This window comes from Diaphorobacter sp. B2A2W2 (assembly GCF_056730635.1).
On record NZ_JBWZOR010000003.1, the window covers coordinates 371,764 to 392,542 of the forward strand.

Sequence of the window (20,779 nt, forward strand, 5' to 3'; positions counted from 1 at the left end):
GGGCATTGTGCGGGGAACGTCTTACGCCGGTGTAAGACAATGTGCCGTTCTGCGAAATTATCGTTAAAAATGGCTACAAGAGCCATCCAGTAATCGCAAGCAGCTATCAAACATGTAGCGTCAGGTGGCCTTGCGCAGCGTGAGGTTGATGCGGCATTCGCCCGTTGCCGGGTGCTGGCCCGGCGCCACCGGCAGCACGCCGTGAAAGCGCAGCCGGTCCACCCCGCCCCATACCACCGCGTCGCCATGGCGCAGCGGCACGCGCAAGGCGCGCTCGCCACGTGTGGCGCCACCCCACAAGAAGGTGGCGGGCAGACCCAGCGAGATGGACACGATGGGCGCTGCCAGGTCCTGCTCGTCGCGGTCCTGGTGCAGCGACAGGCGCGTGCCGGGGGCGTAGCGGTTGATCAGGCAGGCGTCGGGCACGAAAGCGGCAAAGCCGGCCTCCTGCGCCGCGGCATGTGCCAGCTGCGCGAAGTCCGCGGGCAGGGCGGGCCAGGGCTTGCCGGTCAGCGGGTCCAGCGCAGCGTAGCGGTAACCGCGCCGGTCGCTCACCCACGACAACGGCCCACAGCCTGTGGTGGCTACCGACATCGCCTTGCCTCCAGGGGTCTGCATGTGGCGCCACGGCGCTTGGCGCACCACCTGTCGCACTTCTTCCAGCAACTGGGGTGCCTGTGCCCGTGCGAAGCCGCGCAGCAGCACGGCCTGCATGCCCAGCGCCAGCGTGGATGGCTCCGCGGGATCGTCGGCAAACAGGTCGTCGGAGGGCGCAGATGGCATGCCCGTAGTGTGAGCCAAAAAGGACTCCAGCGCTTAACCATCCAGCGCAACGTGCTACTGATAGAGGAGCAATCGGTTGGTCGGCGCTCATCCCCGCCAGGGATTTCCCTTGTGTATTTCTGCGACTGTGCGCGCTGCCGGCGCTTGCCTATAGTCGCACCAGGAGACAACGCGACAACCCCATGAACATTGCCCACCTGTTGCAGCGCAGCGCGCTGGTGCATGGCGAGCGGCCCGCGCTGCTGGCTGGCACATGCCTGCTGCACGACTACCGTACCCTTGCCGCGCGCGTGGCCGCGCTGGCCGCACACCTGCGCGCGCATTGCGGCGTGCAGCCGGGCGAATGCGTGGCCATCTTCTCGGCCAATGGTCCACAGTACCTGGAGGCGTTGCACGCCATCCACTGGTGCGGCGCCATCTCGGTGCCCGTCAACTACAAGCTGCACGCGCGCGAGCTGGCCTATGTGCTGGCCGACAGCGGCGCGCGCGTGGTGTGCGTGTCTGCGGCGCTGCACGATGCGGCGCTGGCTGCGGGCGCCGACGCCGCGGCGGTGCAGGTGTTGGGGGCATCCGCCTGGGAGCAGGCGGCGCAGGGCGCGCCGCTGGCGCTGCAGGAGCGCGCCCCCGACGACGTGGCATCGCTGTTCTACACCTCGGGCACCACCGGGCGGCCCAAGGGCGTGATGCAGACGCACCGCAACCTGCTGGCCATGACCATGGCCTACTTCACCGACGTGGACGATGTGCAGCCCGGCGACGCCATGGTCTATGCCGCGCCCATGTCGCATGGTGCGGGCTTGTACAACTACGCCTACATGCTGCGCGGCGCGCGCCATGTGGTGCCCGCGTCCGGCGGGTTCGATCCGGCCGAGCTGGTGCAATTGGCCGCGGACGTGGGCCGCCTGTCGCTGTTTGCGGCGCCCACCATGGTGCACCGGCTGGTGGAGCATGTGCGCCGCACGGGCGCCAATGTGGACGGCTTCAAGACCATCGTCTATGGCGGCGGTCCCATGTATGTGGACGACCTGCGCCGCGCCATCGACACCATGGGCCAGAAGTTCGTGCAGATCTATGGCCAGGGCGAAAGCCCCATGACCATCACCGCGCTGGCGCGCGAGCATCTGGCCGACACGGCGCACCCGCGCTGGGCCGAGCGCATCGCCTCGGTAGGTGTGGCGCATGCGTGCGTGCAGGTGCGGGTGGTGGATGACGAGGACCGACCCGTGCCCACGGGCGAACTGGGCGAAGTGGTGGTGCGTGGCGACACCGTGATGGCCGGCTACTGGCGCAATCCCGAGGCGACGGCGCAGACGCTGCGCGGCGGCTGGCTGCACACGGGCGATGTCGGCAGCCTGGACGCGCACGGGTTCCTGACCCTGCGCGACCGCAGCAAGGACGTGATCATCTCGGGCGGCTCCAACATCTACCCGCGCGAGGTGGAGGAGGTGCTGCTGCTGCACCCGCGCGTGAGCGAGGTGGCCGTGGTGGGCCAGCACGATGCCGACTGGGGCGAGGTGGTGGTGGCCTTCCTGGTGGCGGGCGAGGGCGGCGCCGTGGACGATGCCGCGCTGCATGCGGAACTCGACGCGGAACTTGACGCTTTGTGCCTGGACCACATCGCGCGCTTCAAGCGCCCCAAGGCCTACCGCTGGGTGCCCGCACTGCCCAAGAACAGCTATGGCAAGGTGCTCAAGACCGAGCTGCGCGCATGGCTGCAGGCCGAAGGGGCGGGGAGCGGGGCGTAACAAACCCGGGAGCGGCGCGGACATTGCGCCGCCCCTACCATGGGCGCTTTGCCCCGGCTGGAGCCCCTGCCATGAACCAACCCGTCTCCCTCAAGATCGACTTCGTCTCCGACGTGTCCTGCCCCTGGTGCGCCATCGGCCTGCACGCGCTGGAGCAGGCCGCGAAGCGGCTGGACGGCGAGGTGGCGCTGGATCTGCACTTTCAGCCCTTCGAGCTGAACCCGCAGATGGGCCCCGAGGGCCAGGACATCGGCGAACACCTGCAGCAAAAGTACGGCGCCACGCCGGAGCAATCACAGCAAAACCGCGAGGCCATCGCCGCGCGCGGCGCGCAGCTGGGCTTTACCTTCAACATGGACCAGCGCGGCCGCATCTACAACACTTTCGATGCGCACCGCCTGCTGCACTGGCTGGAGGAAGAGGGCACGCCGGAGCAGCAGGGCGCGCTCAAGCACGCGCTGTTCACCGCGTATTTCACGCAGGGCGAGAACCCTGGCGACCACGGCGTGCTGCTGCGTCTGGTGGCGCAACTGGGGCTGGACGAGGCGCGCGCCCGCGCCGTGCTGGCGTCCCAGGAATATGCCGAGGCGGTGCGCGAGCGCGAGGCCTTCTACCAGGGCCACGGCATCCATTCGGTGCCGGCGGTGATCATCAACGACCGCCACCTGATCCAGGGCGGCCAGCCGGTCGAGGTGTTCGAGCAGGCGCTGCGGCAGATCGCGCAGCAGGCTTGATGCTCTTTTATTGATAGCTGGTGGCGCTTGCCCATCAAGCGCTACAGCCTGTTTTTGCTTGAAACCTGTCAGCGCAGCGGGATCGGCGTGGCCCGGTCCACGGGCACGGCCGTCACGCTGTTTTGTGGCGAGCCGTCGATGAGCTTTTCGGAGTAGGTCAGGTACACCAGCGTGTTGCGCTTGGCGTCCACCATGCGCACCACGCGCAGGCGCTTGAACAGGATGGACATGCGTTCGCTGAACACTTCCTGCTGCGCCTTGAGCGGCTGCACGAAGGTGATGGGCCCGACCTGGCGGCAGGCGATGGAGGCTTCGGCGCGGTCCTCGGCCAGGCCCAGCGTGCCTTTGATGCCGCCGGTGCGCGCACGCGACACATAGCAGGTCACTCCCTGCACGGCGGGGTCGTCATAGGCCTCCACGATGATGTCGTGGTCGCGGCCGATCCACTGGAAGGCGGTGTCCACGGTGCCGATCTTCTCGGCCTGGGCCGCGGCCGGCCCGGCAGCCAAGCCCAGGGTGCAGGCCAGCAGCGCCAGGCTTGCCATGCCTGCGCGCAGGCCGCCGCGCGCATTCATGGCGCAACCGCCGAGGCTTCGCTGCAGCGCTGCGCCAAGTGGGCCAGGGCTTCCTCCACCTGGTCCACCAGCACCAGGCACAGGTCGCCCGGTTGCAGGCGCTCCAGCGCATGGTCGATGGCGAGGAACTCGCCGTGGATCTCGGTCACGTAGCGCGTGCGCGGCGCGCCCTGCAGGCCCTGGCGCAGCAGCGCCAGCACCTCGCCGTCGGCACGGCCGCGCTGGCAGGCGTCCTGGTACAGCACCACGTCGTCAAAGGCCTGGCCCAGGATCTGGGTCTGCTCGACGATGTCCTGGTCGCGCCGGTCGCCCGCGCCGCTGATCACCACGCTGCGTTGCTGGGCCGGCATGGCCTGCACGGCCTGCACCAGCGCGCGCATGGCGTCGGGGTTGTGGCCATAGTCGGCAATCACGGTGGCGCCGCGGTAGTCCATCACGTTGAAGCGGCCGGGCGCGTTGTCGCTGTCGTTCATGAAGCCGGCCAGGCCGCGGCGGATGGTCTGCCAGGGCAGGCCCACGCCCCAGGCCGCGCCGATCGCGGCCATGACGTTTTCGACCTGGAAGCCGATGGTGCCTCCGCGGGTGATCGGGATTTCGCGCAGGGGGATGGTCTCGCGCCACGAGCCCTCGGCCGCCACGATGGAGTCCGCATCCACGTAGACCACTCGGTTGCCTTGGGCGCGGTGCGTGGCCATGACGGGGTGGTGGCGGTCGACTGCGAAGAAGATCACCTTGCCCGGGCATACGCTGGCCATGGCGGCCACGTGCGGGTCGGCGGCGTTGAGCACGCCGTAGCCGTCGGCGGCCACGTTCTGCACGATCACGCGCTTGAGCACCGCCACGTCTTCCACGGTGGTGATGAAGTTCAGCCCCAGGTGGTCGCCCGCGCCGACGTTGGTGACCACGGCCACCTGGCAGCGGTCAAAGCCCAGGCCTTCGCGCAGGATGCCGCCGCGCGCGCATTCGAGCACGGCCGCGTCCACCTCGGGGTGGAACAGCACGTTGCGCGCGCTCTTGGGGCCCGAGCAGTCGCCGCTGTCGATCTGGCGGCCGTTCACGTACACGCCGTCGGTGTTGGTCATGCCCACGCGCAGCCCGTGCGCGGCGAACAGCTGGCCGATCAGGCGCGTGGTGGTGGTCTTGCCATTGGTGCCAGTGACGGCCACCAGTGGGATGCGCCCGTCCTGGCCGGGCGCGAACAGCTCGTCCACCATCGGCACGCCCACGTTGCGCGGCTTGCCGAACGACGGGGCCAGGTGCATGCGCAGGCCCGGCGCGGCGTTCACCTCGACGATGCCGCCGTTCTGCTCTTCCAGGGGCTTGAGCATGGTTTCGCAGACCACGTCCACGCCGCAGATGTGCAGGCCGATGGTCTGCGCGGCCTCGATGGCGCGCGCGGCGATCTCGGGGTGCACGTCGTCGGTCACATCGGTGGCACTGCCGCCGGTGGACAGGTTGGCGTTGTTGCGCAGCACCACGCGCTGGCCCTGCACGGGCACGGAGTCGGGCGTGAGGCCCTCGGAGGCGATGCGCGCGATGGCGATGTCGTCCAGGCGCACCTTGGTCAGCGCCGTGCCGTGGCCCGAGCCGCGGCGCGGGTCCTGGTTGACGATGTCCACCAGCTCGCGAATGGTGTGCTGGCCGTCGCCCAGCACCTGGGGCGGCTCCCGGCGCGCGGCGGCCACGAGCTGGTGGCCCACCACCAGCAGGCGGAAGTCGTGGCCGGGCAGGAAGCGTTCGACCATGATCTCGTCGCCGAATTCGCGGGCGGTCTTGTAGGCGGCCTCCAGCCCCTCGCGGGTGGTGATGTTGACCACCACGCCCTTGCCCTGGTTGCCGTCCTGGGGCTTCACGACCACGGGCAGGCCCACTTCCTGGGCCACCACCCAGGCGTCCTCCACGTCGGCCACCGGGCGCCCCAGCGGCACGGGCACGCCGGCGGCGTGCAGCAGGCGCTTGGTCAGGTCCTTGTCCTGGGCGATGGATTCGGCCACGGCGCTGGTGGTGTCCAGCTCGGCGGCCTGGATGCGGCGCGCCTTGGAGCCCCAGCCCAGCTGTACCAGCGAACCGCTGGTCAGGCGCCGGAACGGGATACCGCGCGCCACGGCGGCGTCGACGATGGAGCCGGTGGACGGGCCGATGCGCTCGTCCTCGTCCAGCTCGCGCAGCTCGGCGACCACGGCATCGGCGTCGAAGGGGGTATCGGCCAGCGCGGACTGCAGCAGGGCGCCGGCGTGCTCCATGGCCAGGCGGCCCACGGCCTCCTCGGTGTACTCCACCACCACCTGGTAGGTGCCTTCTTCCAGCGTGGCGTGGGTGCGGCTGAAGGTCACGGGGCACCCGGCCTGCGCCTGCAGCGACAGGGCGGCCACTTCGAGCACGTGGGCCAGCGACAGGCGCTGCTCGGCGCCGTGGGGCTGCAGGGCGCCGATCTTGGGAAAGCGCGCGCGCAGGCGGTCTTCAAAACCCGCGATGTCTGCGTAGCCACACTCTTGGGGCTCGCAGTGCACAACGGCTTCGATGGCGGTGTTGCGGCTCCAGAGGTTGGGGCCGCGCAGGGCGCGGATGCGGGTGATCTGCATGGTGTTTTCTTTCAGCCCGATTTTTTCAGTCAAATTGGCCTGTAGCGCTTGTGGGGTGAGCGGTGGCAGCTATGCTTTTGAAAGCAGTTGCGGCGTCACGCGGCATAGTCGAAGGTCTTGATGCCCGCGGCGATCAGGTCCGGCCCGATGTCCATGGACCAGGCTGCGGCAATTGCGGCCAGCATCGCGGCCGTGTCGGGGCGGTGGCCGCCGGGCAGGCTCAGGGCGTCCAGCGTGCCCAGCACGCGTTCGCTGGCGCCCGTGGCCAGCACCACCTGCTCGCCGCGCACGAACACGGCGCGGCCTTCGCCCTCGGCCCGATGCGCGGCGACGAAGGGGTTGTCTGGCGACAGGGAATACAGAAGGACCTCGCCATCACACAGGCGCGCCAGGTCGGCCACCTGCTCGATGTCGGCATTGAGCACGCCTGCGCCCTCGTCCAGCACCACGTCGATCTGGGTGCGCAGCACGCGCGTCATCTGGGCCTGCTCCAGCACGTCATGGTCGGCCAGGGTCTCGAAACCGTCCATGTCGGTCACCACGCCGACCAGGCAGCGGTCGTAGGCCAGGCCTTCCTCCAGGATGGAGCGGGCAGTGGTCTGGATCACGGCGGCCTGTGCCAGTCGGTTGGTCAGCAGGCGGTGCGCGCCGGCCCAGTGGGCGGTGGCGCTCTTTTGTGTGCGGCGGTTGTTGAGGAACATGCCTTCGCTGCTGGCCACGCCCGTGAGCTTGCCCGACAGCTGCAGCAGCCAGCCCACGAAGCGCGCGGTGAACGCGTTGTGGCGCGTGCCCGCAATGCCCACGATGGGAATGCGGCCCGCGCCCGTGCCTTCGTCGGTGACCGGGAACAGGTGTTCCACGATGGCCTGGCCCACGGGGCGGGGCGCACCGCTGGTGGGCTTGAGGTGCATCAGCAGGCCGGGGCCGGCGTTCACCTCGAGGATGGCGCCGCCCTGTTCCTTCATGGGCTTGGAGACATCCTGCAGGATCATGTCCATGCCGGCGATGTCCAGGCCCACGATTTTCGCGGCCAACTGGGCGTAGTAGGCCACGTCGGGGTGCACGTCGTCGGTGCAGTCGATGGCCATGTTGCCGTTGCGCTGCAGCAAGATGGCCTGGCCCGACGGCACCACGGTGTCGGGCGTCACGCCTTGGCGCTTGAGTTCCAGCTGCACGGCGCCTTTTTCCACGTCGATCCAGTCCAGCGGGTACTCCTGCTCGGGGCCGCGGCGCGGGTCTTCGTTGAGCGCGGCCACCAGCTCGCGCAGCGTGGACTGGCCATTGCCGTGCACGCTGACCGTCTCGCCCTTGGTGGCGGCGACCACCTTGCCGCCGACCACCAGCAGGCGGTGCTCCACGCCGTCGATGAACTTCTCGACGATGACATCCGAGCCCTCGGGCTCGGCCAGCGCGAAGGCGGCCTTGATATCGGCCTCGCGCGAGAGCTCCAGCGTCACGCCGCGCGCGTGGTTGCCGTCCGAGGGCTTCACCGTAACGGGGAAGCCGATCTCCTGCGCCACTTCCCAGGCCTCATCGGCGTTACGGACGATCTGGCCCTCCGGCACGGGCACGCCGCAGGAGGCGAGCAGCCGCTTGGTGAAATCCTTGTCCTGGGCAATGCCCTCGGCGATGGCGCTGGTCTGGTCGCTCTCGGCGGTCCAGATGCGGCGCTGCGCGGCGCCGTAGCCCAGCTGCACCAGGTTGCCGTCGTTCAGGCGGATGTGCGGAATGCGCCGGGCGCTGGCGGCGTCCACGATGCAGCCGGTGCTGGGGCCCAGGTAGCGGTCGTTGATGGCGGTCTTGATGGCGTGGATGGCGGCCTTGAGGTCGAATGCCTCGTCATTGATGGCGGCCATCAGCAGGCGGTGGCCATGCTCCAGCGCCACGCGGGCCACGGCCTCTTCGGGGCAGCGGAACACCATGCGGTACACGCCGCGCCGGGAGATTTCGCGCGTCTGGCCGAACTCGGCCGGCATGCCCGAGAGGTTGAGCAGCTCGATGACCACGTGCTCCAGCACGTGCCCCATCCAGGTGCCTTCCTTCAGGCGCAGCAGGAAGCCGCCGCGCTCACCCACGCCGCAGTGGTGCTCTACCAGATCCGGCAGCCAGGTGGTCAGGCGCTCGTTGAGGCCGGGAATCTTGTTGGAGGGGTAGTCTTCCAGCTCCCCCAGGTCCAGCCAGACTTCGAGGACCGGGCGGTAGGTCCAGACACTGGGGCCGCGCAGATAGGTGGTGCGCAGGAGTTGGATATCGTTGAATTTGGCCATGAAGTGCAGCGTGGAAGATTCGGATATCTGCCGGGTTGCGGCGGATGTGGCGATGCCCATGGGCTGAGATTGTGCGCCGATACTGGCGCAGCTCAGCACTGGCGGGTGTCAGCCGCGGGCTGATGATGTGCGTTACGAGGGGATACCGCGGCGGCGCAAGGGCCTGGGGCCCGGTGGCCGACAATGCCCCCCATGGGCCCGGACTGGCCCGCCAACGCCCCGTCCGTGCGGGGGTGGACATACAAAACCAAATGCAACATCACCATTCTGTGGACGCCTCGGGTGTCTTGTCTGGCCCCTGGGGGGCCGAGATGCGGGCAGTGCTCGCTCCTGACGAAAACGTGCAGGCCGCCTTCGAGGTTGACCTGACGCCCGACCTGCGCTTTGCCCCTGGCCTGCTGGTGCTGACCGAGCGGCGCCTGCTGGCGCGCGCCGGTGACGCGCCAGCGCAGGAATGGCCCCTGGCGCCCGGCATGGCGCTGCGACTGCTGGACCATGGCGGCGTGGGCACGGTGGAGCTGCACGATGCCGACCGGCGCCTGGCGCTGTGGCGCTTCACGTTGGGGCGCCATCCCCAGGCGCTGCACCTGCAGCAGCGGCTGGACGCCCAGGTGCAGCGCCTGGACAGCCTGCAAGGCGCCATCGCGCCCGAAGCGCAAGACGTGCCGCGCTGCGCCGTGTGCGGCACGCCGCTGCCGCCCGACAGCGACGAGTGCACGGCCTGTGCGCGCCAGCAGGCGCCGCAGACCTCCACCTGGGTGTTGTTGCGCCTGTGGCGTTTCGCCAGGCCTTACAAAAAGCAGCTGGCCGCGGGCTTCGCGCTCACGCTGGCCTCCACCGCCGCCTCGCTGGTGCCGCCGTACATGACCATCCCGCTCATGGACGATATCCTCATTCCCTACCAGAGCGGCCAGCAGATCCCCACCGGCATGGTGCTGCTCTACCTGGGGGGGTTGCTGTTGGCGGCGCTGCTGGCCTGGGCGCTGGGGTGGGCGCGCACTTACATCCTGGCGCTGGTGTCCGAGCGTATCGGCGCCGACCTGCGCACCACCACCTACGAACACCTGATGCGCCTGTCGCTCGACTACTTCGGCAGCAAGCGGACCGGCGACCTCATGGCGCGCATCGGCTCCGAGACCGACCGCATCAACGTCTTTCTGTCGCTCAACGCGCTGGATTTCGCCACCGACGTGCTGATGATCGTGATGACGGCGGCGATCCTGTTCTCCATCAACCCGTGGCTGGCGCTGGTCACGCTGGTGCCGCTGCCCTTCATCGCCTGGCTGATCCACACCGTGCGCGACAAGCTGCGCACCGGCTTCGAGAAGATCGACCGCGTGTGGTCTGAGGTGACCAACGTGCTGGCCGACACCATCCCCGGCATCCGCGTGGTGAAGGCCTTCGCCCAGGAAAAGCGCGAGGCGGACCGCTTCCGTGCCGCCAACCAGCACAACCTGGAGGTGAACGACAAGCTCAACAAGACCTGGAGCCTGTTCTCGCCCACCGTCTCGCTGATGACGGAGGTGGGGCTGCTGGTGGTCTGGGGCTTCGGCATCTGGCTGGTGGCGCGCAACCAGATCACCGTGGGCGTGCTGGCGGCCTTCATCGCCTACATCGGGCGCTTCTACATACGGCTGGATTCGATGAGCCGCATCGTTTCCGTCACGCAAAAGGCGGCAGCCGGCGCCAAGCGCATCTTCGACATCCTGGACCATGTGAGCAACGTGCCCGACCCCGTCAACCCGGTGAAGGTGGACCGCGTGCAGGGCGCCATCGAGATGCGCGACGTGGGCTTTCGCTACGGCAGCCGCACGGTCATCAAGAACCTGTCGCTCACCATCCGCCCCGGCGAGATGATCGGCCTGGTGGGCCACAGCGGCTCTGGCAAGAGCACCCTGGTCAACCTCATCAGCCGCTTCTACGACGTGAGCGACGGCGCCATCCTCGTGGACGATGTGGACATCCGCCGCATGGCGGTGGCGGACTTTCGCCGCCACATCGGCCTGGTGCTGCAGGAGCCTTTCCTGTTCTTCGGCACCATTGCCGAGAACATCGCCTACGGCAAGCCCGACGCCACGCGCGAGGAAATCGTCGCCGCCGCGCGCGCCGCGCATGCGCACGAGTTCATCCTGCGCCTGCCGCATGGCTACGACAGCCTGGTGGGCGAGCGCGGCCAGGGCCTGTCGGGCGGCGAGCGCCAGCGCATCTCCATTGCGCGCGCGCTGCTCATCGACCCGCGCATCTTGATCCTGGACGAGGCGACCTCCGCCGTGGACACCGAAACCGAAAAGGAAATCCAGAAGGCGCTGGACAACCTGGTGCAGGGCCGCACGACCATCGCCATCGCCCACCGCCTGTCCACGCTGCGCAAGGCCGACCGCCTGGTGGTCATGGACCGGGGCGAGGTCGTCGAAGTGGGGCCGCACGACGAACTGATGGAGAAGCAGGGTGCCTACTGGCGCCTATACGAGGCGCAGGCGCGCCGTGCCGAGGAAGACGCCCAGGCCGCGGGCGTGCGCATCGAAGTGCGCGAGCACTCCGCTCACCCCGCGGGCAACCCCTGAGCGAGAAAGACACGCGATGACCCTTCACACATCCCTCTTCACCGCTTCGGCACTCGCGGCAGGCTGGGACCTGCACCGTAATCCCCATGGCCGGCTGGTGCTGCGCGCGGCCGACGGCACCGCGCATGTGGGCGTGACGCCCGTGCGCGCCTTTCCCATTGCCGCTCCCGGCGAAGGCCTGTCGCTGGTCGGGCCGGACGGCCATGAACTGGCCTGGGTGCCCCGCCTGGAACAACTGGCGCCTGCCATGCGTGCGCTGGTCGAGGAGGAACTGGCTGCGCGTGAGTTTGTGCCCACCATCACGCGCATCCGCTCCGTGTCGAGCTTTTCCACCCCCAGTACCTGGGAGGTGGACACCGACCGGGGCGCTACGCAGTTGGTGCTCAAGGGCGAGGAAGACATCCGCCGGCTGGAGGGGCGCACCAAGCTGCTCATCGCCGCCAGCGACGGGCTGCAGTTCCATGTGCCGGATGTCACGGCGCTGGACCGTGCATCGCGCAAGCTGCTGGAGCGTTTTTTATAGCGCCTGGCGCTTGCCTGGCGCGGCCTGTGCCCGTTTGTCCCTGTCATAGCCCACGTCAATCAGACATGTTGGTCGCATGAATTTGTGACAAAAGGCTAATAAGGCCTCAATTTCCCCTTTTGTTTGCCGTAATGAATGTACGACGAGGTGGTAGTTGCGACTGCCGCCGGCCGCATTCACGAGGGGACCCATGCCATGCAACTGCCACCTGTAGACCGATCGCCCGCCCAGTGGCGTACCACGGGCGCTGACTTGTATTCCACGGGCGCCTCGGGGGCCGTGGCGGTGCGGCCCGTGAACGCTGCCAATCCTGTCGAGTCCACGGACCGCCTGGGCGAGGGGGCCAGCCTGCGCGAGCCCACCAAGCCCTCGGCGTCCGACGAAAACAACCGCGACTGGACCCTGGCCGAGGCCAAGAAGGAAGCCCCGAAGGAGCCTGACGAGCCGCCCAAGGAGCCCATCTACAAGCAACTGCTGGAATTCATCCAGTCGATGTGGCGTGCCAGCGGCAGTGCGGTGGAGCTGGCGCAAGACATCAACAAGAACACCCTCCAGGAGCGACTGGCCCAGCAGGTGCAGGACCGTCAGTCGCTCACGTACTCCGATCCCAAGGTCAAGCGCACGGGTGGTTTGTGAGTTTTGCTCCGGCGTTTGCTATCAGTTAAGTAGCTGTTAGCGCTTATTGGTAAAGCGCTGGAGGCCAATTGGACTGGTATTTTTGGGTCCGCTGGCGCTCTCAGCGCGCCGCCGCGCGGGCGCGGTCCCGCTCGGCGCGGTACTTGATGGCGAAGGCGCGCACCTCGTCCAGCGTCACGTAGTTGTCGCGGTTGGTGTCCGCATCATCGAACGCCGTAGCCACCTTGGGCACGATGGCCACTTCAGCACGGCTGAGCTTGCCGTCGCCGTTGAAATCCAGCATCTCGAACTGGCGGATCGCCTTGATCTCGCCCTTGGTCAGGGGCGCACTGGCGCTGTGCCGGGGCGCGGTGGCATGGGCCACGCCCTGCGCCTGAGCGGCCAGCGGAGCCGCCAGCGCGCAGGCCATGAGCCACGCGCAGGCTGCCGGGGCCGTCAGCAGGCGTGTAAAGGGGCGGAAGGAGCGTGAAGGCAACATTCAGGAGTAGAGCCGGCGCGCCGCCACAGGTTCAACGCCGCGGGGGGCGGGCTGTATCACCCTGTAGCGCAGCCGCTGTGTTGGCGATGCCGCTGCTGACATGCCCCGCCGGAACATGGCGTGCGGCGGACGCCACGTGGCCCGTCTGGTCATCGAAGAAGAAGTCGGGCTCGAACTCGCGCAGGAAGGGGCCTTTTTCCAGCCCGCCGAGGAACATGGCCTCGTCCACGGTGATGCCCCAGTCGAGCAGCGTGCGGATCGCGCGCTCGTGCGCCGGCGCGCTGCGCGCGGTGACCAGCGCGGTGCGGATGCGCATCTGCGAGGCGTCCGCCTGCTGCTGCAGCCGGTGCAGCGCGGCCAGCAGTGGCTTGAACGGCCCTTCGGCCAGCGGCGTGGCGGCATGGGACACCTCGTGCTGCAGAAAGGCCGGCAGGCCGCCCTGCTGGTACACACGCTCGGCCTCGTCGGAGAACAGCACCGCGTCGCCGTCGAAGGCGATGCGCACTTCGCGCGGATAGCGGTCGCCCGCGGGCGTGGAGTCGATCATCACCCGTGCGGCGGGAAAGCCGATGGACAGCGCCTCACGCACATCCGTCTCGTTGGCTGAAAGGAAGAGGTGCGCGCCCAACGGCCGCAGATAGGAAAACGGGTTGCGCCCGCGCGTGAACACGCCGCGCTCGATACGCATGCCCGCTGCCTTGGCCGAGGCGAACACGCGCATGCCGCTGGCAGGGTCGTTGCGCGACAACATGACCACCTCGACGCGCGCGGCATCGGGCGTGTTGAACGCCAGGAGCTTTCTCACCAGAGGGAAGGCAATGCCGGGGCGCGCGGGCTCATGCACCAGCTCCAGCTGGCGGCGCATGTAGGCTTGCTCGTCGCCGGCCTCGAACAGGCGATTTTCTTCCTCGAAGTCGAACAGCGCGCGCGAGGAGATCGCGACGACGAGCTTGTCCTGCAGGGTGGCACTCATTTGACGAACTGGTTGAGCTGGATGATTGGCATGAGCACCGCCAGCACGATCAGCATCACGATGCCGCCCATGGCCACGATGAGCAGCGGCTCCAGCACCGTGGCCAGTTGCATGGCGCGGCGCTGCACCTCGGTGCCCAATTGCGTGGCGGCGCGCTGCAGCATGGTGGGCAACTGGCCCGTCTGTTCGCCCAGCCGCGCGAACATGGCCACCAGGCCGGGGAACCGCTTTTTCTGCGCCAGGGCCGAGGCCAGCGGCGCGCCCTCACGCACCAGCACCAGCGCGTCGAGTGCGTCCGCGCGCAGGGCGCGGTTGTTCAGCGTCTCGGCCGCGGCCTGCAGCGCCTTGAGGATGGGCACGCCCGCGCCTGCCAGCATGGCCAATGTGCCGGCGAAACGCGCCGCGTTGTAGCCGCGCGCCAGCTTGCCGACGAGCGGCAGGCGCAACCAGGCGGCGTCGAATTTCTCGCGCAGCCGCGGCTGGGCCAGCGCGGCGCGGGCGCCGAAAGCCAGCAGGACCAGCCCGCCCAGCAACGCCCAGCCGTAGTTGCGCACCACGTCGCTCAAGGCCAGCATGGCCACCGTGAGGAAGGGCAGGGCGCGCTTGGTGCCCGCGAATACGCTGGCCACCTGCGGCACCACATAACCCACCAGGAACAGCACGATGACGATCGCGATCACGGTGACGATGGCCGGGTACAGCGCAGCGCCGATGAGCTTGGCGCGCAAGGCCTGGCGCTGCTCCAGATCGTCCGCCAGGCTGTCCAGCACCTCGGCCAGACCGCCGCTGGACTCGCCCGCGCCGATCACGGCGCAGTAGATGTCGGAGAACTCGCGCGGGTGCTGCGCCAGCGCGCGCGCGAAGGTGGAGCCGGCGTTGACCTCGGCGCGCAGCGTGGCCAGCAGGTGGCGCTGGCGCTCATCGTCCGCCTCTTCGGCGAGCGCGGTCAGCGCACGCTCCAGCGGCAGGCCCGAGCCCACCAGCCCGGCGAGCTGCCGCGTCCACACGCCCAGCCCCGTGGCGTTGAACACCGGCCGCGTGAACAGCCGCTGCGCCAGCGTGGGAGGTGTTCCGGGGGCGACGCCAGCGGCCAGCGCCTCCACATCCAAGGGCACCAGGGCCTGGGCGCGCAGCAGGCTGCGGGCGGCCTTGGGGCTGTCGGCCTCCAGGGTGCCGCGGCGCACATGGCCTTGGGCGTCCAGGGCTTCGAAGGAATAGGCGGGCATGCGGGAAAGTCAGCGGCGGTGGGCGAGCAGGGGCAAACTGGGCGGGCCGCAGTCGACCCGTTCAGCCCGCCATGGTAGCTGCTGCGGGTGACAGTGCCGCGTGCGCCTGGGCGGTGATCTCCAGCGAGCGCAGGCGCAGCGCCGGGTCGTACACGTCGCTCACCAGCATGAATTCGTCGGCCTGCGTGGCGGCCAGCAGCGCCTGCAGGCCCTCGCGCACGGTCTGCGGGCCACCGACCACGCCGACCGCGAGGAAGTCGGCCACGGCGGCGCGCTCCTGGGGCGCGAGGCTCTGCAGATAACCCTCTACGGGCGGCTGCAGCAGTCCGCGCTGGCCGGTGAGGATGCCCAGCACGCGCTGGTAGGTGCTGCTGGCCAGGTACTGCGCCTCGTCATCGGTGGGTGCGGCGATGACGGGTACGCCGATCACCACGTAGGGCTTGGCGCAGGCCGGCGAGGGGCGGAACAGCCGGCGGTAGATGTCGATGGCCGCGTGCAGCATGCGCGGCGCAAAGTGCGAGGCGAAGGCGTAGGGCAGGCCCATCTGCGCCGCCAGTTGCGCCGAGAACAGGCTGGAGCCCAGCAGCCAGAGGGGCACCTGCGTGCCGGCGCCCGGCACGGCGGTGATGCGCTGGCCCGGCTGCGCGGGCGCCAAGAGCTGCTGCAGCTCGGCCACGTCGCGGGGGAAGTCGGCCTCGGTCTCCACGCGGTCGCGGCGCAGGGCGCGCATGGTGGCGCCGTCGGTGCCGGGTGCGCGGCCCAGCCCCAGGTCGATGCGGCCGGGGTAGAGCTCGGCCAGCGTGCCGAAGGCCTCGGCCACCACCAGCGGCGCATGGTTGGGCAGCATGATGCCGCCCGAGCCCACGCGGATGGACCGCGTGGCCCCGGCCACGTGGCCGACCAGCACGGCCGTGGCGGAGCTGGCGATGCCCGGCATGTTGTGGTGCTCGGCCAGCCAGTAGCGCTTGAAGCCCAGCGCCTCCACATGCTGTGCCGTCTGGACGGCGACTTGCAGTGCCTGGGCCACGGTGCCGCCCTCGCGCACGGCCACGAGATCAAGCATGGAAAGTAAAGGCAGGGAATGTGCGGTCATGGCACCGATTGTGGGCAGCGGGTGAAATCCGTGCTGCGCCGTGGGTATGGCGGTGCAGAGGTTCCCGCATGGTGCATAGCGTTTTGCTATTGATATACTGAATTTGTTTTAAATCAACACACGAAACATATTGTCACTTTTGGCGTCCTGTGCGACGCTGCCAGGAAGTGATGCACGGGGCGTGCGGGGGGTGTCTATGGGGTTCTTCAGCCGTTTGTTTCAGCCGCGTGCCGACGGCCTGGCCGCGCCTGAGGACTGGACTTCGCTGCCTGCGAGCGAGGCCAGCGCGCTGGTGCTGTACGACGAAGAGGCTTCGCGGCTCCTGGCGGCGTTCGACATCGAGGCTGCCATCGTCATGCACGAGCGCTGGTTGCCCTGGCTGGCCCAAGCGCTGGCGGGCGCGCGCGACGAACAGCTGCGCCCCGAAACGGTGGTGGACGACACCTGTTCCGAGCTGGGCCGCTGGCTGCACGGCAGCGGGCGCGTGGCGCTGGGGCACTTTCCTGCTTTCGACATGCTGATGCGCCGCCACCAGTACTTTCACCACCAGGCGGCTGTGCTGCTGACGCATCTGGCGCAGGGCGATCAATTGCGGGCCGAGCAGGCGTTCAAGAGCTGCCAGCATGCGTCGCGCCAGGTGGTGCTGCTGCTCAAGGAGCTGCAGCGCGGGCTGGACCACGGGAAGCGTCCTCCCCAGCCGATGGCCGCAGGTGAACGCTGAAATACGCTATTGATATAGGAGCTATTGGCGCTTGTCTGTAATGGTTTTCAATGCAATTTGTATTGAAAACCCAGTCTTGGTAAGCGTGTCGCGCTCCTGTTTTTGAAAGGCACCGCTGCGGCCTGTCCGCTCAGTCGCGCGTCACACGCAGCACTTCTTCGCGGCTGGTGATGCCGGCGTGGATCAGCCGCTCGCCATCGTCGCGCATCAGCGTCATGCCGCCGGCCAGGGCCTGGGTGCGCACCTCGGCCTCCGGGGCCTGGTTGTGGATCTGCGCGCGGATGGCGTCGTCCACTACCAGCAGCTCGAACACGCCGGTGCGCCCCGCGTAGCCGGTATGGCCGCAGTGGTCGCAGCCTGCGCCGTGGCACTCGCCGCAATATTTGCGCACCAGGCGCTGCGCCAGCACCCCCAGCAGCGACGAGGACAGCAGGAACGGCTCCACTCCCATGTCGGTCAGGCGCGTGATGGCGCTGGCCGCGTCATTGGTGTGCAGCGTGGCCAGCACCAGGTGGCCGGTGAGCGAGGCCTGGATGGCGATCTGCGCGGTCTCGAAGTCGCGGATCTCGCCGATCATGATCACATCGGGGTCCTGGCGCAGGATGGCGCGCAGGGCCTTGGCAAACGTCAGGTCGATCTTGGCGTTGACCTGCGTCTGGCCCACCCCGGGCAGCTCGTACTCGATGGGGTCTTCCACCGTCATGATGTTGCTGCGCGCGGCGTCCAGCCGCGCCAGCGCAGCGTACAGCGTGGTGGTCTTGCCCGAGCCCGTGGGGCCGGTCACGAGGATGATGCCGTGCGGCTGCTGGATCAGGTGCGCGAGCCGCGCCAGCACCTCGCCCTGCATGCCCACGGCCTCCAGGTTCAGCTTGCTCTCGCTCTTGTCCAAGAGGCGCAGCACGGCGCGCTCGCCATGGGCGTTGGGCAGCGTGGATACGCGCACGTCGACGGCGCGGGTGCCCAGGCGCAGGCTGATGCGTCCGTCCTGCGGCAGGCGCTTTTCGGAGATGTCCAGGTCCGCCATGATCTTCAGGCGGCTGATCAGCGCGGCGTGCAGCGCGCGGTTGGGCTGCACCACCTCGCGCAGCGTGCCGTCCACGCGAAAGCGCACGCTGGAGTGGCGCTCGTAGGGCTCGATGTGGATGTCGCTCGCGCCGTCGCGCACGGCCTGCGTGAGCAGGGCGTTGAGCATGCGGATGATGGGCGCGTCGCCCGCGGACTCCAGCAGGTCTTCCACCGCGGGCAGCTCCTGCATCATGCGCGAGAGGTCGGCGCCTTCTTCCACCTCGCTCACCACCGTGGCCGCGCTGGACTCGCTTTGCGAATACGCCGCGCTGATGCGCTGCGCCAGCGTGGGGGCGTCCAGCGGCATGAACTGGTGTACGGCATGCTTGCGCAGCACTTCGGACAGCGCGCCGGCGTCCGGCTGCGGGCCGTGCCACAGCACGAGCTGCTGGCCGTCGTCTTCCAGCAGCAGCTGGCTGCTGCGCGCAAATGCGTAGGGCAGGGGGTGGCGCATGCGGCGGGCCCCTTACTGCGGGCTGTAGGGCGACTGGCCCATGCTGGGCGGCGTGGTGGTGCGCGCGGGCGGCTGGGGTGCGAGCGGCGCCAGCGGCGCAGGTGCGGCCGCGGGCTGCACGGGCGCGGCGGACGAGGCGGGGGGGGGCAGGGGCGGCAGCACCGGCGCCTCGGACACACCGCTCATCATCGTGCTGGGCGCGGGCTGCGTGCTTTGCTGCAGCGCGCGGATGGCCTCGTAGCGGTCCACCATCAGTGCGTCGCTGGTGGCGCTGTCGCGGATCACCATGGGGCGCAGGAAGACCATCAGGTTGGTCTTCTGGCGCGTGCGCTTTTCGTTGCGGAACAGTCCGCCCACCACGGGCAGGTCGCCCATCACCGGCACCTTGTCCTGGCCCAGCGCATAGCTGTCTTCCAGCAGGCCGCCGATCACGATCACGCTGCCGTCGTCCACCAGCACCGTGGACTCGATGGAGCGCTTGCTCGTGGAGGGGCCGTTGGCATTGGACAGCGTGCTCTCCGCAACCTTGGAGACCTCCTGGTACATCGTGAGCTTGACGGTGCCGTTCTCGTTGATCTGTGGGCGCACGCGCAGCATCAGGCCCACGTCCTTGCGCTCCACGGTGGTGAAGGGGTTGACCGCGCCGCCGCTGCCGCCGGTGTTGGCGTAGGAACCGGTCACGAACGGCACGTTGTTGCCGATGATGATCTGCGCCTCCTCGTTGTCCAGCGTGAGCAGGTTGGGGGTGGACAGCACGTTGGCATCGCCCGTGTTTTCCAGGAAGTTGGCCAGCGCCCCCAGGTAGTACTTGCCGTTGATGCGCGGCGCGACGGCCAGGTTCATGCCGGCGGCCGGCTTGGCATTGGCGATGGAGGTCACGTTGCCGGTGGCCGCCGCCAGCGCCAGATCCAGGATGTTGCGTCCGGCCACGCTGGAGTTGTTGCCCAGCACGCCCAGCGTGCTGCCGTAATTGCCCAGCACGCCCTGCCACTGGATGCCGAACTCGGCCACCTTGTTGGCGCTCACCTCCACGATCAGGCTCTCGATGAGTACCTGCGCGCGGCGGCCGTCCAGCTTGTCGATCACGGCGCGGATCTGGCGGTACAGCGGCTCCGGCGCGCTGATGATGAGCGAGTTGGTCGTCGGGTCGGCCTGGATGATGCCGCCGGTGGACGGCTGGTTGGCATCGCTGCTGCCACTGCTGCCCTGGCCCGTTCCCAGGCCCGAACTGCCCAGGCCGCCGGCATTGCCGCTGGCATTGGTGCTGTTGCCCAGGCCGCTGGTCTGGCCCAGGCCTGATGCGCCGGTCCGCGTGAGGCCGCCCGACAGGTTGCCGGTTCCCGTGCCGCCGCCGCTGCTGGTGCCGCTGCCCCCCGCGCTGCCCAGCGCTGCGCGCAGGGTGGTGGCCAGCTTCACGGCGTCGGCGTTCTTCAGGTACACCACGTGGATGTTGCCGCTGGCAGCGGAGCTGCCCGGCGCGGCCGGTTGGTCCAGCTTGGCCACCAGTGAGCGCACCAGCGCCACGCGCGCCGGGTTGGCAGCGCGCACGATCAGCGCATTGCTGCGCGGCTCGGCCAGCAGCGTGGTCTTGAACGAATTGTCGGTCTGCCCCTGGGCCACGCCCTGCGCAGTGCCTGTGGCAGTGGCGCTGCCGCCCTCGATCAGGCGCGACACCAGCGGCGCCAGGTCGGTGGCGATGGCGTGCTGCAGCGGGATCACCTCCACGTCGCTGGCGTTGGAGACGTCCATGGCCGCCACGATGCGCGCCAGGCGCTGCAGGTTATCGGCATAGTCGGTGATCACCAGCGAGTTGTTGCCGGGGTTCACGTTGATGGTGTTGTTGGGGCTGATCAGCGGGCGCAGCACCGGCACCAGGTTGGCCGCGTTCTCGAAGTTGAGCTTGAAGATCTGCGTGACGACCTGCCCGCCCGCGGGCGTGCCGCCCGCGCCGCCTTGGGACACGCTCACGTTGCCGGTCTGCAGCTTGGCATCGGCCTCGGGCACGACCTTGTACAGGCCCGCCGACTCGACCACCGTGAAGCCCTGCAGCCGCAGCGCGGCCAGGAACTGCTGGAAGGCCGCGTTGGGCTGCACCGCGTTCTCGGTCACCAGCGTGATCTGGCCCTTCACGCGCGGGTCCACCACCACGTTCTTGCCGGTGATGGTGGCCATGGTGCGCGCCACGGCCTCGATGTCGGCGTTGGCAAAGTTCAGCGTCACCGGCTCGCTGGGCCGCACACTGCCGGCGCGCTGTCCGGAGGTTTGTGCATGAATTTGGCTGCTAACGCCCGTCAATAAAGCGCTAGCAGCTATCAAATGAAGAGTGAACCGCAGGGGGTGGCGGGGCAAGTTGGTCATAG

The 20,779-nt window shown here is 68.7% G+C and carries 16 protein-coding genes; 6 read left to right on the plus strand and 10 right to left on the minus strand.

The features are described from left to right. Positions 1-120 precede the first annotated feature (120 nt). Positions 121-783: a DNA oxidative demethylase AlkB gene (alkB, locus tag AC1PPL_RS07885; RefSeq protein WP_479973014.1), complete on the minus strand. Its 663-nt coding sequence runs from the start codon at positions 781-783 to the stop codon at positions 121-123. Between the two features lie 182 nt (positions 784-965). Here alkB and AC1PPL_RS07890 point away from each other — a divergent pair, with 182 nt between their 5' ends. Together AC1PPL_RS07890 and AC1PPL_RS07895 are read left to right on the plus strand one after the other, a co-directional pair. Then, positions 966-2,528 carry an AMP-binding protein gene (locus AC1PPL_RS07890; RefSeq protein ID WP_479973015.1) on the plus strand — a complete coding sequence of 521 codons (1,563 nt, stop codon included), beginning with the start codon at positions 966-968 and terminating at the stop codon, positions 2,526-2,528. 71 nt (positions 2,529-2,599) lie between these two features. Continuing rightward, positions 2,600-3,262, plus strand: a complete 663-nt coding sequence (locus AC1PPL_RS07895; protein WP_479973016.1) for a DsbA family oxidoreductase — start codon at positions 2,600-2,602, stop codon at positions 3,260-3,262. 68 nt (positions 3,263-3,330) lie between these two features. Here AC1PPL_RS07895 and AC1PPL_RS07900 read toward each other — a convergent pair whose 3' ends face one another. The 3 genes from AC1PPL_RS07900 to AC1PPL_RS07910 all read right to left on the minus strand — a co-directional run bounded on the left by AC1PPL_RS07900 (position 3,331) and on the right by AC1PPL_RS07910 (position 8,686). Beyond that, a complete protein-coding gene (locus tag AC1PPL_RS07900; protein ID WP_123674983.1) occupies positions 3,331-3,837 on the minus strand; it encodes a CreA family protein in 507 nt (168 codons plus the stop codon). Beyond that, positions 3,834-6,419, minus strand: a complete 2,586-nt coding sequence (cphA, locus tag AC1PPL_RS07905) for a cyanophycin synthetase (protein ID WP_479973017.1) — start codon at positions 6,417-6,419, stop codon at positions 3,834-3,836. Before cphA ends, AC1PPL_RS07900 begins: the two co-directional genes overlap by 4 nt. Positions 6,420-6,514: 95 nt before the next feature. Further along, positions 6,515-8,686: a cyanophycin synthetase gene (locus AC1PPL_RS07910; RefSeq protein WP_479973083.1), complete on the minus strand. Its 2,172-nt coding sequence runs from the start codon at positions 8,684-8,686 to the stop codon at positions 6,515-6,517. 251 nt (positions 8,687-8,937) lie between these two features. Here AC1PPL_RS07910 and AC1PPL_RS07915 point away from each other — a divergent pair, with 251 nt between their 5' ends. The 3 genes from AC1PPL_RS07915 (at position 8,938) to AC1PPL_RS07925 (ending at position 12,409) form a co-directional block, all read left to right on the plus strand. Beyond that, a complete protein-coding gene (locus AC1PPL_RS07915; RefSeq protein WP_479973018.1) occupies positions 8,938-11,250 on the plus strand; it encodes a cyanophycin metabolism-associated ABC transporter in 2,313 nt (770 codons plus the stop codon). 16 nt (positions 11,251-11,266) lie between these two features. Continuing rightward, a complete protein-coding gene (locus AC1PPL_RS07920) occupies positions 11,267-11,773 on the plus strand; it encodes a cyanophycin metabolism-associated DUF1854 family protein (RefSeq protein ID WP_479973019.1) in 507 nt (168 codons plus the stop codon). Between the two features lie 195 nt (positions 11,774-11,968). Further along, complete coding sequence (locus AC1PPL_RS07925; RefSeq protein ID WP_287741108.1) at positions 11,969-12,409, plus strand: hypothetical protein; 441 nt, start codon at positions 11,969-11,971, stop codon at positions 12,407-12,409. A gap of 100 nt (positions 12,410-12,509) precedes the next feature. On the opposite strand, the gene AC1PPL_RS07930 is transcribed toward AC1PPL_RS07925, so the two are convergent. The 4 genes from AC1PPL_RS07930 to AC1PPL_RS07945 form a co-directional block, all read right to left on the minus strand. Next, positions 12,510-12,887, minus strand: coding sequence for an EF-hand domain-containing protein (locus AC1PPL_RS07930; RefSeq protein ID WP_479973020.1), 378 nt, complete (start codon positions 12,885-12,887; stop codon positions 12,510-12,512). A 31-nt stretch (positions 12,888-12,918) separates the two neighbouring features. Continuing rightward, positions 12,919-13,860, minus strand: a complete 942-nt coding sequence (locus AC1PPL_RS07935) for a 5'-nucleotidase (protein WP_011804114.1) — start codon at positions 13,858-13,860, stop codon at positions 12,919-12,921. After that, positions 13,857-15,086, minus strand: coding sequence for a type II secretion system inner membrane protein GspF (gspF, locus tag AC1PPL_RS07940; protein ID WP_424295197.1), 1,230 nt, complete (start codon positions 15,084-15,086; stop codon positions 13,857-13,859). The genes AC1PPL_RS07935 and gspF overlap by 4 nt, the downstream gene beginning before the upstream one ends. Positions 15,087-15,147: 61 nt before the next feature. Then, positions 15,148-16,179 carry an LLM class flavin-dependent oxidoreductase gene (locus tag AC1PPL_RS07945; protein WP_088887597.1) on the minus strand — a complete coding sequence of 344 codons (1,032 nt, stop codon included), beginning with the start codon at positions 16,177-16,179 and terminating at the stop codon, positions 15,148-15,150. Positions 16,180-16,375: 196 nt separating this feature from the next. Between AC1PPL_RS07945 and AC1PPL_RS07950 the strand changes: the two genes are divergently transcribed. After that, a complete protein-coding gene (locus AC1PPL_RS07950) occupies positions 16,376-16,900 on the plus strand; it encodes a CZB domain-containing protein (protein WP_088887596.1) in 525 nt (174 codons plus the stop codon). A 130-nt stretch (positions 16,901-17,030) separates the two neighbouring features. On the opposite strand, the gene AC1PPL_RS07955 is transcribed toward AC1PPL_RS07950, so the two are convergent. Beyond that, positions 17,031-18,419 (minus strand): GspE/PulE family protein, encoded by a 1,389-nt coding sequence (locus AC1PPL_RS07955; protein WP_047349121.1) that lies wholly within the window; start codon positions 18,417-18,419, stop codon positions 17,031-17,033. 12 nt (positions 18,420-18,431) lie between these two features. Then, positions 18,432-20,777, minus strand: coding sequence for a type II secretion system secretin GspD (gspD, locus tag AC1PPL_RS07960; protein WP_479973021.1), 2,346 nt, complete (start codon positions 20,775-20,777; stop codon positions 18,432-18,434). Positions 20,778-20,779 lie beyond the last annotated feature (2 nt).

Excerpts from the sequence above, each read along its gene's own strand:
- alkB (WP_479973014.1), bottom strand. The coding sequence starts at position 783 with ATGCCATCTGCGCCCTCCGACGACCTGTTTGCCGACGATCCCGCGGAG.
- AC1PPL_RS07915 (WP_479973018.1), top strand. The coding sequence starts at position 8,938 with ATGCAACATCACCATTCTGTGGACGCCTCGGGTGTCTTGTCTGGCCCC.
- AC1PPL_RS07945 (WP_088887597.1), bottom strand. The coding sequence starts at position 16,179 with ATGACCGCACATTCCCTGCCTTTACTTTCCATGCTTGATCTCGTGGCC.
- AC1PPL_RS07955 (WP_047349121.1), bottom strand. The coding sequence starts at position 18,419 with ATGCGCCACCCCCTGCCCTACGCATTTGCGCGCAGCAGCCAGCTGCTG.
- AC1PPL_RS07910 (WP_479973083.1), bottom strand. The coding sequence starts at position 8,686 with ATGGCCAAATTCAACGATATCCAACTCCTGCGCACCACCTATCTGCGC.
- cphA (WP_479973017.1), bottom strand. The coding sequence starts at position 6,419 with ATGCAGATCACCCGCATCCGCGCCCTGCGCGGCCCCAACCTCTGGAGC.
- AC1PPL_RS07935 (WP_011804114.1), bottom strand. The coding sequence starts at position 13,860 with ATGAGTGCCACCCTGCAGGACAAGCTCGTCGTCGCGATCTCCTCGCGC.
- AC1PPL_RS07890 (WP_479973015.1), top strand. The coding sequence starts at position 966 with ATGAACATTGCCCACCTGTTGCAGCGCAGCGCGCTGGTGCATGGCGAG.
- AC1PPL_RS07930 (WP_479973020.1), bottom strand. The coding sequence starts at position 12,887 with ATGTTGCCTTCACGCTCCTTCCGCCCCTTTACACGCCTGCTGACGGCC.
- AC1PPL_RS07900 (WP_123674983.1), bottom strand. The coding sequence starts at position 3,837 with ATGAATGCGCGCGGCGGCCTGCGCGCAGGCATGGCAAGCCTGGCGCTG.
- gspF (WP_424295197.1), bottom strand. The coding sequence starts at position 15,086 with ATGCCCGCCTATTCCTTCGAAGCCCTGGACGCCCAAGGCCATGTGCGC.
- AC1PPL_RS07925 (WP_287741108.1), top strand. The coding sequence starts at position 11,969 with ATGCAACTGCCACCTGTAGACCGATCGCCCGCCCAGTGGCGTACCACG.
- gspD (WP_479973021.1), bottom strand. The coding sequence starts at position 20,777 with ATGACCAACTTGCCCCGCCACCCCCTGCGGTTCACTCTTCATTTGATA.
- AC1PPL_RS07950 (WP_088887596.1), top strand. The coding sequence starts at position 16,376 with ATGGGGTTCTTCAGCCGTTTGTTTCAGCCGCGTGCCGACGGCCTGGCC.
- AC1PPL_RS07920 (WP_479973019.1), top strand. The coding sequence starts at position 11,267 with ATGACCCTTCACACATCCCTCTTCACCGCTTCGGCACTCGCGGCAGGC.
- AC1PPL_RS07895 (WP_479973016.1), top strand. The coding sequence starts at position 2,600 with ATGAACCAACCCGTCTCCCTCAAGATCGACTTCGTCTCCGACGTGTCC.